The 14,920-nt window shown below is 65.7% G+C and carries 15 protein-coding genes; 8 read left to right on the top strand and 7 right to left on the bottom strand.

Annotated features, from left to right (window positions below; all coding sequences use genetic code 11):
- Positions 1-245: 245 nt before the first annotated feature.
- Together E4K64_RS38040 and E4K64_RS38035 are read right to left on the bottom strand one after the other, a co-directional pair.
- Positions 246-653: a DUF4332 domain-containing protein gene (locus E4K64_RS38040; RefSeq protein WP_097662917.1), complete on the bottom strand. Its 408-nt coding sequence runs from the start codon at positions 651-653 to the stop codon at positions 246-248.
- Between the two features lie 26 nt (positions 654-679).
- Positions 680-1,045 carry a hypothetical protein gene (locus tag E4K64_RS38035; RefSeq protein WP_028135382.1) on the bottom strand — a complete coding sequence of 122 codons (366 nt, stop codon included), beginning with the start codon at positions 1,043-1,045 and terminating at the stop codon, positions 680-682.
- Positions 1,046-1,395: 350 nt separating this feature from the next.
- Between E4K64_RS38035 and E4K64_RS38030 the strand changes: the two genes are divergently transcribed.
- Together E4K64_RS38030 and E4K64_RS38025 are read left to right on the top strand one after the other, a co-directional pair.
- Complete coding sequence (locus E4K64_RS38030; protein WP_135167556.1) at positions 1,396-3,018, top strand: helicase HerA-like domain-containing protein; 1,623 nt, start codon at positions 1,396-1,398, stop codon at positions 3,016-3,018.
- A gap of 233 nt (positions 3,019-3,251) precedes the next feature.
- On the top strand, positions 3,252-4,646 hold the full coding sequence (locus E4K64_RS38025; RefSeq protein WP_135167555.1) for a M20/M25/M40 family metallo-hydrolase: 1,395 nt from the start codon (positions 3,252-3,254) through the stop codon (positions 4,644-4,646).
- Positions 4,647-4,901: 255 nt separating this feature from the next.
- On the opposite strand, the gene E4K64_RS38020 is transcribed toward E4K64_RS38025, so the two are convergent.
- Together E4K64_RS38020 and E4K64_RS38015 are read right to left on the bottom strand one after the other, a co-directional pair.
- Positions 4,902-5,681, bottom strand: coding sequence for a class II aldolase/adducin family protein (locus tag E4K64_RS38020; RefSeq protein ID WP_135167554.1), 780 nt, complete (start codon positions 5,679-5,681; stop codon positions 4,902-4,904).
- A gap of 157 nt (positions 5,682-5,838) precedes the next feature.
- Positions 5,839-7,488: a glycosyltransferase family 39 protein gene (locus E4K64_RS38015; RefSeq protein ID WP_135167553.1), complete on the bottom strand. Its 1,650-nt coding sequence runs from the start codon at positions 7,486-7,488 to the stop codon at positions 5,839-5,841.
- A gap of 308 nt (positions 7,489-7,796) precedes the next feature.
- On the opposite strand from E4K64_RS38015, the gene E4K64_RS38010 reads away from it, so the two are divergent.
- Together E4K64_RS38010 and E4K64_RS38005 are read left to right on the top strand one after the other, a co-directional pair.
- Positions 7,797-8,660 (top strand): DUF308 domain-containing protein, encoded by an 864-nt coding sequence (locus E4K64_RS38010; protein WP_167772440.1) that lies wholly within the window; start codon positions 7,797-7,799, stop codon positions 8,658-8,660.
- Between the two features lie 139 nt (positions 8,661-8,799).
- A complete protein-coding gene (locus E4K64_RS38005) occupies positions 8,800-9,219 on the top strand; it encodes a Ros/MucR family transcriptional regulator (protein ID WP_135167551.1) in 420 nt (139 codons plus the stop codon).
- Between the two features lie 113 nt (positions 9,220-9,332).
- Here the strand turns inward: E4K64_RS38005 and E4K64_RS38000 are convergent, their stop codons facing one another.
- Entirely contained in the window at positions 9,333-9,761 is a 429-nt protein-coding gene (locus tag E4K64_RS38000) for a SufE family protein (RefSeq protein ID WP_135167550.1), read from the bottom strand.
- A gap of 68 nt (positions 9,762-9,829) precedes the next feature.
- Positions 9,830-10,264 (bottom strand): DUF5330 domain-containing protein, encoded by a 435-nt coding sequence (locus tag E4K64_RS37995; RefSeq protein ID WP_135167549.1) that lies wholly within the window; start codon positions 10,262-10,264, stop codon positions 9,830-9,832.
- A gap of 410 nt (positions 10,265-10,674) precedes the next feature.
- On the opposite strand from E4K64_RS37995, the gene E4K64_RS37990 reads away from it, so the two are divergent.
- The 4 genes from E4K64_RS37990 (at position 10,675) to E4K64_RS37975 (ending at position 14,012) form a co-directional block, all read left to right on the top strand.
- Complete coding sequence (locus tag E4K64_RS37990) at positions 10,675-12,555, top strand: sensor histidine kinase (RefSeq protein WP_167772439.1); 1,881 nt, start codon at positions 10,675-10,677, stop codon at positions 12,553-12,555.
- Positions 12,548-13,252 (top strand): peptidoglycan-binding domain-containing protein, encoded by a 705-nt coding sequence (locus E4K64_RS37985; protein ID WP_135167547.1) that lies wholly within the window; start codon positions 12,548-12,550, stop codon positions 13,250-13,252. Before E4K64_RS37990 ends, E4K64_RS37985 begins: the two co-directional genes overlap by 8 nt.
- A 146-nt stretch (positions 13,253-13,398) precedes the next feature.
- On the top strand, positions 13,399-13,614 hold the full coding sequence (locus E4K64_RS37980; protein ID WP_167772438.1) for a hypothetical protein: 216 nt from the start codon (positions 13,399-13,401) through the stop codon (positions 13,612-13,614).
- Between the two features lie 53 nt (positions 13,615-13,667).
- Positions 13,668-14,012, top strand: a complete 345-nt coding sequence (locus E4K64_RS37975; RefSeq protein ID WP_135167545.1) for a DUF1491 family protein — start codon at positions 13,668-13,670, stop codon at positions 14,010-14,012.
- A gap of 259 nt (positions 14,013-14,271) precedes the next feature.
- Here the strand turns inward: E4K64_RS37975 and E4K64_RS37970 are convergent.
- The coding region (locus tag E4K64_RS37970; protein ID WP_135167544.1) for a DUF2336 domain-containing protein at positions 14,272-14,920 on the bottom strand (649 nt) is incomplete at its 5' end.

Here is a 14,920-nt window from a genome sequence, read left to right as displayed (position 1 = left end):
GGGGGAGTTCAAGGCGGGACGGGGCGGTATCCGCGAGCGGCGCCGATATTGTGGCACTCTCGCGCATCGTCCCAGCTGTCGTCCCGGCGAACGCCGGGACCCATACCGCGGAATCGATCGACTGCGGAAAGTCGGAGTACCGAACGATTGGTCTTCGCCAAACTACTCCCTGTGGTTATGGGTCCCGGCGTTCGCCGGGACGACACCCAGGGTAGCGTGGCTGAATCCGTATGCGGAAAGCGGAGCTAATACGTGATCTTCGGCTGCAGCTTCTTCGCCTTGGCGATGATGTCGCCGACCGACTTCTCGGAAGGCAGGATGCGCAGCAGCTTCTTCTTCTCGTTGGCGTCGCGCATGCTCTGGGCGAGCCTTGCCGGATTTCTGTAGGCGAGCTCGCGCACGGTGGTGACGCCGGCGGCGCGGACCAGGCCGACCTTGGCCCGGCCCATGCCGGGGATGCGCATGTAGTCGGACACGTTGGCCCATTCCAGCAGCAGCTGCTCGCTGATGCCGGTCTTGGCGGAAAGCGCCTTGCGGCCCTTCACCGTGCCGGCCGCCTCGAGCAGCGCGTCGGTGGTGCGGATGCCCTGCGCCTTCAACTTGTTGGCGGCAAAGACCGACAGGCCCTCAATCTCGGAGATCGGATATGTCATGATACTCGATATGAAATGCCGAAGCTTCAGGCGAACTGGCTGAGGCCCGGCGTCCCCGCAACGATCCTGCCCATCTGATCTGCTCCGATTTTGTCTCGACCGTAGCGGAAAAGTTCACGGGCGACGTTTTGAATTTCGGACATGCCGAGCCCCAGGCCCATCAGGCGCGTGCCGACCGCCATCAGGCCGCCGCCCATCAGCCGCGACAGTCCGCCGCCGCTGCGGGATGCCTCGATCGCGGCTTCCGCTCCGGGAATCTGATCTATCAGGGCCTGCACGCTATCGGGAGGACCCTCGCTGCGGAGGAAGCCCAGGATGATGCCGACGGTCTTTTCAGCGACAGCACTATCTATGCTGGCGTTTGTCGCCAGCCGCCCGATCAGTTCGTCCATAAGGTCCGCCCCTCAGCCGGTTGCATGCCGGAGTATTTCTTTCGAAAATGATCTTGAGCCGGTGTGATGTGAAATTCAAGCGATGAACGCGGGCGTCGGAGCGATTCATCTTCGAAGGCGCGAAAAGTGTTGCAGCGGTGCAAGAGCGGAGATGGAATCGGCGAAAAATTGCCGCGTTGCGAACGGCTCGCCCCTACTTTCGGCTGATGTTGTCCGTCTGTTTCCGGCAATGTCGCATGCTTCGACTGCGTTGAACGGTTTTAATCGGCGCGCGACATGCGCTAAACTACGGAACTGGTGCATTCGAGTTTCGATACGTGAAACCCGGCAAGAAGAGATCAGAGAGAAGAATGACCGCACAGGACAGCAAGCTCGGCGATACCGACGACAAGATCTTCGTCGGCAAGGGAGACGAGCAGGCCTGGCTGACGCTGGCGCTCGCCAATCGCCACGGCCTCGTCACCGGTGCAACCGGAACCGGCAAGACCGTGACGCTGCAGGTGATGGCGGAAGGATTTGCGCGCGCCGGTGTTCCGGTCTTCGCCGCCGACGTCAAGGGCGACCTCTCCGGCATCTCGGAGGTCGGCGTGCCCGCGGACTTCATCCTCAAGCGCGCCTCCGGAATGGGACTGAATTTCCAGCCCGACCAGTTCTCGACCGTGTTCTGGGACGTGTTCGGCGAGCAGGGCCACCCGGTGCGCGCGACCGTCACGGAAATGGGGCCGCTTCTGCTCGCGCGCATGCTCGATCTGAACGACGTGCAGGAAGGCGTGCTCAACGTCGCCTTCCGCGTCGCCGACGACGCCGGACTGACCCTCATCGATATGAAGGATCTGCGCGCGCTGCTCGACGCCATCGTGCCCGACAGCGGGAAGAAGGCGGCGGACGCGGAGGAGAATCCGCTCGCCGCCATCCGCAAGGCCGCGCAGGGGTTCGGCAACGTCACCAAGGCCACCGTCGGCACCATCCAGCGCCAGCTCCTGGTGCTGGAGAACCAGGGCGGCACCAAATTCTTCGGCGAGCCCGCGCTGGCGCTGCAGGACTTCATGAAGACGGACCGCGATGGCCGCGGCATGGTCAATATCCTGGTTGCCGACAAGCTGCTGCAGAGCCCCAGGCTTTACGCAACCTTCCTGCTGTGGATGTTGTCGGAGCTGTTCGAAGAGCTGCCCGAGGCCGGCGATCTGCCCAAGCCGAAGCTGGTGTTCTTCTTCGACGAGGCGCATCTCTTGTTCAATGACGCGCCCAAGGCGCTGTTGGACAAGATCGAGCAGGTGGTCCGCCTGATCCGCTCCAAGGGCATCGGCGTCTACTTCGTGACGCAGAACCCGATCGACGTGCCGGACCGTGTGCTCGGACAGCTGGGTAACCGGGTGCAGCACGCGTTGCGCGCCTTCACTCCGCGCGACCAGAAGGCGGTCGCGGCTGCGGCCCAGACCTTCCGGCCCAATCCGAAGCTCGACACGGCCAAGGTGATCACGGAGCTCGGCAAGGGCGAGGCGCTGGTGTCCTTCCTCGAGGGCAATGGCACGCCGGCCATGGTCGAGCGGGTGATGATCCGTCCGCCGTCGGCCCGCATCGGGTCGATTACCCCCGACGAGCGCAAGGCGATCATGGCTGCAAGCCCGGTGAAGGGCAAATACGACACCGCCGTCGACGAAGAGTCCGCTTACGAGATGATCCAGAAGCGCATCGCCGGCACGGCGGCGACGGCCGACGGCCCGGCTGGCGCGAGCGGCGGCGGCATTCTCGGCCAGATCGGCTCGATCGTCGGCACCGTGTTCGGCACCAACGTCAAACGCGGCCGGATGTCGACGGGCCAGGTCATCGCGCGCGACGTGACGCGATCGGTCACCAACCAGGTGATCGGCGGGATGGCCGCCAATATCGGCAAATCGCTCGGCGGCCAGCTCGGCGGCTCGATCGGCCGCACGCTGGTCCGCGGCGCGCTCGGCGGATTGCTGCGGCGCTAGAGCATGATCCGGAAAAGTGCGAAGCGGTTTTCCGGAAGGATCACGCGCAAACAACAACCTGAAGCGCGATGACAATTCAGCCAAATCTCATCGCGCTTTAGGCAGCCCGCTATGCGCATCCTTCCAGAGGCTCGCCTTCGGCGGGGTTGCGATGTCGTGACGCGGCTGGCACCGCCGCGGCGTCGGCGCTAAAAGCGTTAGACGTCTCGACACCGGCAATCAGGAACACGACCATGGCCAATGCGCAGCTTCAATCCGTGCTCGACCACATCGACAAGGACTTCGACAACAGCCTGGAGCGTCTGTTCGCGCTGCTCCGGATCAAGTCGATCTCCGCGGATCCGGCCTTTGCCGGCGATTGCAAGGCGGCGGCGGAGCATCTCGCCAAGGACATTGCGAGCCTCGGTGTCGCGACCGAGGTGAGGCCGACCGCGGGCCATCCCGCCATCGTCGGCAAGACCGGGGCCGGCGGGCGGCCGCACGTGATCTTTTACGGCCATTATGATGTGCAGCCGGTCGATCCGCTCGATCTCTGGCACCGCCCGCCGTTCGAGCCTGTGGTGACCGACCACGCCGACGGCCGCAAGATCATCGTCGCGCGCGGCGCCGAGGACGACAAGGGCCAGGTGATGACCTTCGTGGAAGCCTGCCGCGCCTGGAAAAATGTGACGGGCTCGCTGCCGATCGACGTCACCTTCCTGATCGAAGGCGAGGAGGAGGTCGGCTCGAAGAATTTCGTGCCCTTCATCGAGGCCAACAAGGACGAGTTCAAGGCCGACTACGTGCTGGTCTGCGACACCGGCATGTGGGACCGCAACACGCCGGCGATCACGACCTCGCTGCGCGGCCTGCTCTATGAAGAGCTGAAGATCACCGCCGCCAATCGCGACCTGCATTCCGGCGTGTTCGGCGGCAGCGCGATGAACCCGATCCGGGTGCTCACGAAAATTCTGGGCGGCCTGTTCGACGACGACAACCGCATCACCATTCCCGGCTTCTATGACGGGGTGAAGGATCTGCCGCCCGACATCCTCGCGCAATGGAAGAAGCTCAACCTGACGCCTGAGATGTTCCTGAAGCCGATCGGCCTGTCGATCCCTGCCGGCGAGAAGGGGCGCCTCCTGATCGAGCAGGCCTCGTCGCGCCCGACCTGCGACGTCAACGGCATCTGGGGCGGCTATATCGGCGAGGGCTCCAAGACGGTGATCCCCTCGCATGCCTCGGCCAAGGTCTCGTTCCGCCTGGTCGAAGGGCAGGACCCGCAAAAGATCCGCAAAGCCTTCCGCGATTACGTCACCGCACGGCTTCCGGGCGACTGCAAGGTCGAGTTCGGCGACCATTCCGCCGCACCCGCCGTCGCACTCGACTGGAACATGAAGCCGCTCGCCGCCGCCAGCAAGGCGCTCACGGACGAATGGGGCAAGGAGACCGTGCTGATGGGCTCCGGCGCCTCGATCCCGATCGTCGCCGACTTCAAGCGCACGCTCGGCCTCGACTCGCTGCTGGTCGGCTTCGGCCTCGACGACGATAACATCCACTCGCCGAACGAGAAGTACGACCTGCGCAGCTTCCAGAAAGGCATCCGCTCCTGGGCCCGCATCCTGGCGGCGCTGGCGGAGGTGAAATAGGCGCAGGTGCCGTAGCGCTGTAGTGCCGTAGGGTGGGCAAAGGCGCAACGCGCCGTGCCCACCACTTCTCAGTGATTCCAAACAGAGAAGACGTGGGCACGCTTCCGCCTTCGCTCTTCGAGCTACGGCGGACAAGTCGCTTTGCCCACCCTACGAGATCTGGCCAACAAAAACGCCGCCCGGGATTGGGCGGCGTTTCATTCCAGACGTGCAGAGGTAGTTCGGCAAAGAGACTACCTCAAATTCGTGAAAATCTCAAGACCGATAGCCCGGAAGCTCGCGGTCGAGCTTACGCAGCAGCGGCGGCCACACCAGGTTGGTGGCGCGCAGCTCGGCGCGATCACGGTTGGCGAGCAGCTCGGTGTTCTTCTCGATCGCGGTCTCCTCGACCGGATAGACCGGCGTGCCGAGCGCGCGCGTGCGCACCTGCATCGAGCAGGCGCGCTCGAGGTGGTACATGCGCTCGAAGGCGGAGGCGACCGAGCGGCCGACCGTCAGCGTGCCGTGATTGCGCAGCAGCATGTGATTGTGGTCGCCGAGATCCTTCTGCAGCCGCGGCCGCTCGTCGTGGTCCAGTGCGATGCCTTCGTAGTCGTGATAGGCGAGGTCGTGGGTGACGAGCTGAGCGGTCTGGTTCAGCGGCAACAGGCCTTCTGCGCTGCTCGACACCGCGGTGCCGTCGAGCGTGTGGAGATGCAGCACGCAGATCGCGTCCTCGCGGACCTCGTGGATCGCCGAATGAATGGTGAAGCCCGCCGGGTTGATGCTGTATTCGCTCTCGGAGAGCTGGTTGCCGTGCAAATCGACCTTGACGAGGCTCGACGCCGTGATCTCCTCGAACATCAGTCCGTAGGGATTGATGAGGAAGTGATGATCGGGGCCGGGCACGCGCGCGGATATGTGGGTGTCGACCAGATCGTCCCAGCCGTACAGCGCGACCAGACGATAGCAGGCGGCCAGATTGACCCGTTGCTGCCACTCGGCCTCCGTCATGTTCGACGGCATTTCCTTCAGGCGCGCTTCCGCTGGCGACATGGCTGATCTCTCCGAACATCGTTGTTGCGGGGAGGGAGCCTAGTCCTGGTGGTGAATGGCGGCAAGGCGCGTTAGCAGCGCGGCAGTCAAGCGTAGCCCGCATGCTTGTCCGCCGTAGCTCGAAGAGCGAAGGCGGAAGCGCTACGGGAGAAAATCATTACGGCGCCGGGATCGACAGCAGGCTGGAGATGCCGCGGCCGCGGATGTCGTAGACACGGGCGAACACCACGTCGTCGCGCTTGATCTCGACCAGCACCGGCGCGGTGAGGCCCTTGCAGTAGAACTCGCTGAGCGTCATGGCGAAATCGGCCGCGTTGGAATCCCAGCCAATGGTGAAGTCGGGGCCGAGGGCGACCTGCGCCGGGCGCTGCGGACCGCACACCGCGACCTTCCATTTGCGATTTAGCGGCGGCACTTCCTGGCGCTCGACGATCTGCTCGCGCAATCCGTCGGAGGCCTGCTTCAGCGCGAGGCCCCAATAGTCCAGCATGAAGCGGTTGTCGGCGCCGCGCACGGTGCCGGCGATGTGGTTGAAGTGCGTGTATTGATAGGGATGCAGCCGGATCATCTCGGCGAGCGGCAACGCGAGGCCGAAGCAGAAGGTGGCGAGCACGACGGGCTGCCAGGTGCGGTGATTGGCGCGCAGGCGCTCCATCGCCCGGGCGAAGGCGACGCCGGCGAGCACCGCCATCGGCGGAATCACGAACACGAAATGGCGGATGCCGTTGTACAGCGCCGGCCGCTTCACCATCGCGATCACAAGCGGCAGGGTCGCAGCCAGCGTCAGCATCAGCATGATGGTCTTGCGCCGCGCCGGCACTTCGCCTCGCGCCAGCATGGCGAAGGTGCTGAACACGGCGCCGGCCGTCAAGACCAGCATCACCTCGGGCAGCTGGAGCGCGAACAGCGTCGGCAGATAGGACCACGGCATGTCGGGCACCGACACGATCGCGCCGTCGAACATCTCCTTCCACGGCTTCTCGAAGAAGTGCGAGAAGTAGGTCAGCGCCTGGAAGGGATTGCCGGGCTCCATGATCGACCACGGCCAGATCAGGCCCATCACGAGATAGCCGAATACGAGACCGGGCAGCAGCACATAGACGACATGGGCGAAGCGGCGAACCGACTCGCGCAGGCCCTCGCTGCGCAGTTCCTCCAACAACAGCGGGATGAAGCCGAGCAAGGCGTAGACCAGGGCGAGCCCGCCGAGAACGCGGCAGCCGAGCGAAAGACCGGCGCCGAGCCCGACGATCAGGATCGTGCGCGGCGAGGGCTGCGGATATTCCTCGGCGAGCCGGACGAGGCCCAGCATCAGGATGATCATGGCCACCGCGAAGGGCGCGTCCTTCGGGTTCATGAACATGTGGCCGTAGAAGATCGGGCACAGCGCGAGCAGCAGGAGCGCGGCAAGACCGGCAAGCGGGCCGCCGATACGGCGGCCGAGCCGCCACGTCACCGCGAGCCCGATCACGCCGACGACGGCGCCGACCAGACGTCGCGTCTCGAACAATTCGAGCGGAATGATCTTGTGCAGGAGGGCCGCGACCATGTCGAAGCCGCCGCCATACATATAGAGATTGGCGAAGGAGAGCGCCGCAATGTCCTTGAAGCCGGAACCGAACATGCGCAGCAGCAGGTCGGCATATTCAGCGTGGGTGTAATCGTCCCAGCCGAGGCCGTAGTCGCGGAAGGTCAAGCCTGCAATGACGGCGACCACAGCCAGCACCAGCATGGCGAGATCGTCGCAAGTCCGTTCGACCGAGCGCCGTTGAGGCGTGTCGATCGCCGAAGTCGTGATGGATGTCATGGCTATCGGTGCCCCGGAATCCCCTCTTGGCCCTGCTGGTGCGCGCGGGCCTCAACCCCGGACTCCCTATAGCGCAGTTCCATTACCAAGTAATTGGGCATTATGGCTAAATTCCTGATGCGCCGCAGCAATTCCCGATTTCAGAGCAGCCTAGCAGTAGCGAGCCCTGTCTGAAGGGAATGTGAATAAGTCCCTGATTTCCTTCCCATTAGGAACGCAGGCTGCAATTGGCCGTTGGCGCGGACCGGCGTATGACGATATCGTGGCGTGACGGGTCGCGCGTGGATGTGCGGCCGGGGGTGAGTTCGATGACCTTGGCATTGTTGATCGCGGGGATTTTCGCCGTCGTGGCGGGCCTCCTTTCGATCCTGTTTGGCTTCTCCGTCAGGGAGTTCAGCCTCGGCAGTCCCCTCATAATCGCGGGAACGATCGCCGTCTGCTCCGGACTGTTACTGGCCGGCCTCTATCTCGTGGTCACCGAGCTGCGGGGCATCGCTCGCCGGCTGGCCGGTGCGCCGTCCGAGGTGCGGGTCAGGCCCGTGCTGCCGGGCCTTGCCGCATCAGGCGCCGTTGCGCCCGAGCCGATGCCTGCCTCGGCGGCAAGGACCGAGTCGGCACCACCGCCGCCACCGGCCGCAGGCCCGCCGCCGTGGCAGAGCGAAGCCGCCGCGCGCGAGCGTCCGCGTCTCGAGACACCGCCGGAGCCGGAAGCCCCGCCGCCGCCCGCGGTTCCGGAAGCGCCGCGCCGGCGCAACCTGTTGTTCGCCTCGAGCTCGCGCAAGGAGCGCGAGCGCGCGGAGGCGAAGACAACCGAGGGGGCGCCGCCGCCTCACGAAGCACCCGCAGTGCCCGCGGCGCAGGACGTTCCGCCTGCCAGTTTCGACGACGCCTGGCCGAAGCCGGAGCGCATGCGCCCGCCGGAGCCGCCGGTCGGTTCGCGCCGGCCGCCGCCGCGCTCGCCCTCTGCGGAAGCCGCTCCCCCGCCGCCACCCGCACCCGAGCCGCCGGCCGCGCCCGAGCAGCCGCCCGTGACCGTGCTCAAGTCCGGAATCGTCGACGGCATGGCCTATTCGCTCTATTCCGACGGCTCGATCGAAGCGCAGATGCCGGAGGGCATGATGCGCTTTGCCTCCATCGACGAGCTCCGTTCCCATCTCGACCAGCGCGGCTGAGGCGGCTGCGCAGAGGTCAGCGCCGCCGTTGGTGTCACCTCGTCAGTCATCGACTCGTTTCGGCCCAACGCATTGTTGACAGGGAATAGTCCGGCGTCGTCTATCCCCGTGGGGCGCAAGGTGGAGAGAGGGTGGGCCGATGTCGGACGCGGGGGCGAAGAATTTCATCGAGCTGACGGCGAATATCGTGTCGGCCTATCTCAGCAACAATCCGACGCCGGCTGCGGAAATTCCGAACCTGATCAGCCAGGTGCATGGCGCCCTGGTGCGGGTGTCGTCCGGCCGCGCCGAGACCGCCCCGCTCGAACCGGCCAAGCCGGCGGTCTCACTGAAGAAGTCGATCGCGCCCGATTATCTGGTCTGCCTGGAAGACGGCAAGCGGTTCAAGTCGCTGAAGCGTCATCTGCGCACCCAGTACAACATGACGCCGGAGCAATACCGCGAGAAATGGGGCCTGCCGGCCGACTATCCCATGGTCGCGCCCAACTATGCCGTGGCGCGCTCGCAACTGGCGAAGCAGATGGGCTTGGGACAGCAGCAGCGGAAGAAGGGGAAGTAGTGCGGGTCACTGCTCTCGTAGGGTGGGTTAGCGCAGCGTAACCCACCACTTCTGCTTCTGCGGATAGAGAAGCGGTGGGTTACGGCTTCGCCTAACCCACCCTACGAAGCCTCTTACGTCGCTTCCGCGAGCGCCGCTTTCGCGTCTCTCTTGATGCGCTCGACCATCGAGCGCAGGCCGTTTGAGCGCTGCGGCGTCAGGTGATCGCGAAAGCCGAACTCGTCGAACACGGCGATGGCGTCGGTCTCCAGAATCTCCTGCGGCGTGCGGCCCGAATAGAGCGACAGCACGATCGCGACCAGCCCGCGCACGATATGCGCGTCGCTATCGCCGCGATACCTCAGGATCGGAACACCCTTGCTGCGGTCGACCAGCTTCTGCAGCCAGACCTGGCTGACACAGCCGTTCACCTTGTTCTCGGCGGAGTGCTCGGCCTCCGGCATCGGTTCCAGGGTCCGGCCAAGCTCGATGACGTACCGGTAGCGGTCGTCCCACTCGTCCAGAAGCTCGAAATTGTCCCTGATTTCGTCGATCGTCGTCATGCTGGCCCAAAGTTCCCGCTTCCCGCCAATATAGGGATGCGAGGCGCCGAAATCGATAGGGTTTGACGCTAATTCGCCGGCGGGCCGCGCCATTCCAGCGCGAGGTCGTCCTGGCTCAGGGTGTCGCGCGGCGCTTCGCTCGAGGCGGCATCGCCTTCGCCGGCCATCGCGATCGAGCCGGTGTGGTCGGGGGCCTTCTTGTCGTTCTTCTCGATCTTCTCGTTCTTGTCGATCTGCTCCTTCTTGTCGTTGATGATCTGGTAGATTTTGCGGGCGCCGTCCTGGGCGCGCTGGCCGATGATGGTCGCGGCCTGTCCGCCGACCTCGCAGGCCGCCGGCTGGCGCTTGCAGAACTGGGTCATGTCGGAGACGGCCGCGGTCGCAGCCTGAACCGCGTCGGCAGCGCCGATCTGCGGCAGCTTGTCCGATTCGGGCGTCTTGTCCCGCGGCAGGAGCACCAGCACCAGCCCGAGCCAGAATGTGATGCGGAGCAGAAAACGCATCTTATCGACCTGTATGGTAGATCCCGTCCGCGGCGATGGTCCGCGCGCGTTTCGACCTAGCAACTCTCGATAAATCGCAAGTCATTGCCTTGAGCTTAATTCGCGGAAAATTGACGCAAGATTCTTCGGGATCGACGGCGTCGTAAATTTTCGATTGACGCCGCGGCCCGCGATTCTGCCGGCAGGCATATCCACCAATTCGAAACCATCAGCGGAAAGGTGAAACCCTGTGTTCACCATCCGCAGCGAAGACGTCGTCAAATCGTCTAAAAAGCCCCGCGATGTCCCGGCGTCCGGTCGCGTGCCGCGCCGCCTTAGCACTCGTTTAAGGTCGCTCTGACACGGTGGCTCAACGACAAGGAGGCGTTCCGGCGCGTCTTCTACGACGATTGAGCCGAAGCGCGAGACCCGTGACAGTTTTGAGTATCATCCGCGATTGTCTCGATGCACTGCTGCATCCCTCCGCGCGTTCCGATGCGCTGATGCGAGCGCGCCACCGTGCCTTCATGGCGCCGCGGCTGCTCGGCAGCCTGGGTGCCTTCGCCGCATTCCCGGTCTATCTGGCCCTGCGGGGCGCACCGAGCGCGGTCGAGGTCGCCGCTTTCGCATGGCTGATCGCGCCGATCCTGTTGTCCTGGTTCCTGTCGCGCACTGGACGCTATGAAGGCGCGCATGTGCTGTCGTCGCTGGCGCTCGCCGGCCTGATCATGGCGGTCGCGGGCTCCACGGGCGGCATCGAATCGTTCGCCGCGGTCTGGCTGGTCGTGGTTCCGCTCGAAGCCGCGCTGTCGGCCTCGCGCCGCGTCGCCGCCTTCGCCTCCTTGCTCGCACTGTCCTGTGCGGGCCTCCTGATCCTACTCACTCAGCTCGGCTGGCTGCCGCCCGCAGACATCAGCGCCGCGGACCGCGGCGTGCTGATGGCCTGCGGTGTCGTCTCGGCGACGCTCTATGCCGCGGGCCTTGCGTTCGGCGCGGAATCGCTCGCGCGCACCAGCGTGGCGCTGCTTTCGCGCGAAGAGGAGCGCTATCGCCTGCTCGCCCGCAACATGAGCGATGTGATCTCGCGGCATCAGCGCAACGGCGCGGTGCAGTTCATCTCGCCGGCGGCGGAGGCCATGCTCGGCGTGCCCGTGGCGCAACTGCTCGGTCATGGCCTGTTCGACCGCGTCCACGTCGGCGATCGCCCGGCCTATCTCACCGCGCTGTCCGATGCCGCGCGCGGCGAGGCGCGCAGCGTCGAGTTCCGGCTGCGGCGCGAGGCTGATGGTTCGGAGCGCGGTCAGGTCGATTTTCTCTGGGTCCAGATGCGCTGCCGTCCGCGCGACCGGGATCTGGGCCAGAATCCGAATGGAGACGTCACGCGTGAGGCCGACGTCGTCGCCGTGATGCGCGACGTCACCGACCACAAGCTGTCCGAGCAGGCGCTCGAGCAGGCGCGCAGCGCCGCCGAAGCGGCCGATGCCGCCAAGACGCGCTTCCTCGCCACCATGAGTCACGAGCTGCGGACGCCGTTGAACGCCATCATCGGCTTCTCCGAGATGATCGCGCAGGAGCAGACCCTGATGCTGGGCGCGGCCCAGCGCCGGGAATATGCCCAGCTCATCAACGATTCCGGCCAGCATCTGCTGTCGGTCGTCAACGGCATCCTGGACATGTCGAAGATGGAATCGGGCAATTTCGAGATCGCGTCCGAGCCGTTCGCGCCGCGCGCCTCGCTCTTGCATTGCTGCAATCTCCTGGCGCTGAAGGCGCGGGAAAACGGCGTCGACCTCATCACCGACGCGCCGCACCACCTGCCTGTCATGACCGGCGATCCCAGGGCCTTCAAGCAGATCGTGCTCAATCTCGTCGCCAACGCCATCAAGTTCACCGAGCGCGGCGGTCAGGTTTCCGTTTCCGCCGCGGTGACCGGCTCGCAGCTGATGCTGCGCATCAGCGACACCGGCGTCGGCATCGCGCCCGACGATCTCAAGCGCATCGGCGCGCCGTTCTTCCAGGCGGGCAGGACCTATCAGCGCCGTCACGAAGGCACCGGCCTCGGATTGTCGATCGTGAAGAGCCTCGTGGCGTTGCATCTCGGCGAATTGGCGGTACAAAGCAGCCTGGGAGAGGGCACCGCCGTCACCGTCAGGCTGCCGCTCGTCTACACGCCGCCGCAAGTCAAGGCGGCCGAGAGCAAGATCGCGACGCTGACGCCGGTGCTGCGCCAGGAACTTCAAGGTCAGGAGCTTCAAGACCAAGCTCACGACCAGTCTCAGGACCAACCCGCTCTGGTGAAGAAAAGTGCCTAAGAAGTCTGCCAAGGACGAAGCCGCTCCGCGCCGCCGTGGTGCCAAGGCCGCGACGGTCGATGTCGAGACCGAGCGCAACCTCGTGATGCGCGTGCTGCTGCACAGCCCCAAGGACACGCTGGCCGGTCTCGTCGCCGTCGCTGCGATCGGCGCGATCGTTGCCAATGCGCTGTTCCTGCAGACCGGCCGGCACCCGGCGCCGATGTTCGGCACCGTGATCAATCTGCCTGCGCCGTCATCGATGCAGCTGTCGAACCCCTTGCCGCGTCCGCGCCCCGTCGGCGCCGATACCTCGCCGCTCGAGCCGCGCGCGACCGAGTTCCGCGCCGAGCCCAAACCTGCCGAGCGCGCCGCCGAGAAGGCGCCGGAGAAACCCGTCGAGGCGACCGCATCGACGCGCGCGAACGATCCCATGACCAATCTGGTCAAGGCGACGACCTCGGCGCCGCCGTCCGCCATGCGCCCGCCGGCTCCGATTCCCGTGCCGCAAAGTCCGGCCGCGCGGCGTATCGCCGGCGTGCAGCGCGCGCTGTCCGAATACGGCTACGGCAATCTGAAGATCACGGGCACGATGAGCGGCGAGACCCAGTCGGCGATCCAGAAGTTCGAGCGCGAGCACAAGATGCAGGTCACCGGCCAGCTGTCCGATCGGCTGCTGCGCGAGCTCGGCGCCGCGATCGGCCACCCCGTCGAATAGAGCGCATCCCCACTGTCATTGACGCGGATCAACTTGCGGCATCGCGCGAAGGCTGCGTCCCGCCGGCGCGATTTGCTTGGGATCAATGACGGCCGCCAGCCTCGGGGACCATGATCGCCCATCTTCAACGAAGAAGAGAGGGTGCCATGTTCAAGGTCTCCGTTCTGGTCTGGATCATGCTGGGTACGGTGCTGGCGGGCGTCAGCCTGATCGTCGTGCTGATGGTGCCGACCTTCGCCGCCCACTCCATCAGGAACATCCCCTATGCTGTCGCCGTCGGCTTTGCGCTCGCAATGCCGCTGTCATACCTCGTCGCGCGCCAGATCAATGGCGGGCAAGGGCAAGGCGTCGGCAAGGCGTGACAATCGGACGCTGACACTGGCGGCGCGCGTCACGCTGGCCTATCGTTCGACTCATGCGTTTGAAATCCAACATATGGGTCGCCGCCTATCTGCGCCGGTGCCAGACCGAAGGCGTGTTCGGCGCGGTGCGCCGTCGCGGTGCCGAGGAGGCGGGAGCGGTGTTCGTGAAGGTGTCGCTGCTCAACGGCCATGCGATGCTCTACGTGCCGGCCCCGCAGACCTCTTACGACGACGGCCGCCCGGTCGATCGCTTCTTCGTGCCGGTCGCGCCGCAAGCTCTGCCGGAGCACACCGTCGAGGAACGGCTGACCAGGGAAATCCGCTTCGATCCGGACGCCTGGATCGTCGAGACCGAGGATCGCGCCGGACGGCATTTTCTGGAATTGGCGAGGACGTGACCGCGATCGGCCCGTGTCCCGGACAAGCGGCGACGCGTCAGCGTCGCCGTGCAGAGCCGGGACCCAGCGGCGGCATGACCGGACGCGGTGAGATGGGCCCCGGCTCTGCAGCGCACCGCTCCGGACGATGCTTCGCATCGCCGGGGGCGCTGCGCTGCGTCCGGGGCACGAGCGGAAAATGTGTCGCTTGCAGCGTTCGCAATGACGAACTCGGAGGGATGCTGCGCGCACCACGCTCAGCGTCAGCGCGCGAACGGGATCACCGCTCCGACGACCCGCCGGTGCCCTTCCGCACCGCCGGCAGCGCACCCGGCTGCACGCCCGGCCGCGTCTGGGCCGCGCCGGCGCGGGCGCGCTGGCGCTCGCCGTCGTGCAGTGACGGCTGGTACTTGGCGCGGGTGACGGCAAGCGTCGAGCCGCGCCAGGCCGCCAGCATCACCAGCGCCGAGCGGTCGCTGAGGCGGTCATAGAGCCGCGCCAGCCGGTACACCTCGTTCACGGAATTGCCGATCTCCGGCTTGAAGAACAGCAGGATGCGCTGGAAGTTCGGGCTCGGCATGTCGAGCGCGCGCGCCGCGACCGCGAGGGCTTCGCCGCCGGCATCGTCGACGATCTGGGCTGCGACGCGCGAGGGCAGGATCAGGCTATCGCCGAGCTCCAGGGCGAAGCTCTCGACGTCGCCCGCGATCGCGGCCATCTCCAGGATCTGAATCGCACGCTTGGCACGCACGGTCGGGATCCGCGGCGCGGCCTTCAGCGGGGTCTGCGCCAGGTTGTGCAGAATCAGCGCGCGCTCGGATGGGCCGGCGCCGAAGAACATGTCGTGGATCTCGGCGGCGTCCTTCGGCTGCATCGCCATGTTGGCGGCCATGCGCCGCTCGGCATCGCTCGGCGGGCGGGCCGGGGAG

Origin of the sequence: Bradyrhizobium frederickii, assembly GCF_004570865.1 — a bacterium.
Lineage (GTDB): Bacteria > Pseudomonadota > Alphaproteobacteria > Rhizobiales > Xanthobacteraceae > Bradyrhizobium > Bradyrhizobium frederickii.
This window is presented reverse-complemented; position numbering and strand designations above follow the sequence as displayed.

Excerpts from the sequence above, each read along its gene's own strand:
- E4K64_RS38040 (WP_097662917.1), bottom strand. The coding sequence starts at position 653 with ATGACATATCCGATCTCCGAGATTGAGGGCCTGTCGGTCTTTGCCGCC.
- E4K64_RS38035 (WP_028135382.1), bottom strand. The coding sequence starts at position 1,045 with ATGGACGAACTGATCGGGCGGCTGGCGACAAACGCCAGCATAGATAGT.
- E4K64_RS38030 (WP_135167556.1), top strand. The coding sequence starts at position 1,396 with ATGACCGCACAGGACAGCAAGCTCGGCGATACCGACGACAAGATCTTC.
- E4K64_RS38025 (WP_135167555.1), top strand. The coding sequence starts at position 3,252 with ATGGCCAATGCGCAGCTTCAATCCGTGCTCGACCACATCGACAAGGAC.
- E4K64_RS38020 (WP_135167554.1), bottom strand. The coding sequence starts at position 5,681 with ATGTCGCCAGCGGAAGCGCGCCTGAAGGAAATGCCGTCGAACATGACG.
- E4K64_RS38015 (WP_135167553.1), bottom strand. The coding sequence starts at position 7,488 with ATGACATCCATCACGACTTCGGCGATCGACACGCCTCAACGGCGCTCG.
- E4K64_RS38010 (WP_167772440.1), top strand. The coding sequence starts at position 7,797 with ATGACCTTGGCATTGTTGATCGCGGGGATTTTCGCCGTCGTGGCGGGC.
- E4K64_RS38005 (WP_135167551.1), top strand. The coding sequence starts at position 8,800 with ATGTCGGACGCGGGGGCGAAGAATTTCATCGAGCTGACGGCGAATATC.
- E4K64_RS38000 (WP_135167550.1), bottom strand. The coding sequence starts at position 9,761 with ATGACGACGATCGACGAAATCAGGGACAATTTCGAGCTTCTGGACGAG.
- E4K64_RS37995 (WP_135167549.1), bottom strand. The coding sequence starts at position 10,264 with ATGCGTTTTCTGCTCCGCATCACATTCTGGCTCGGGCTGGTGCTGGTG.
- E4K64_RS37980 (WP_167772438.1), top strand. The coding sequence starts at position 13,399 with ATGTTCAAGGTCTCCGTTCTGGTCTGGATCATGCTGGGTACGGTGCTG.
- E4K64_RS37975 (WP_135167545.1), top strand. The coding sequence starts at position 13,668 with ATGCGTTTGAAATCCAACATATGGGTCGCCGCCTATCTGCGCCGGTGC.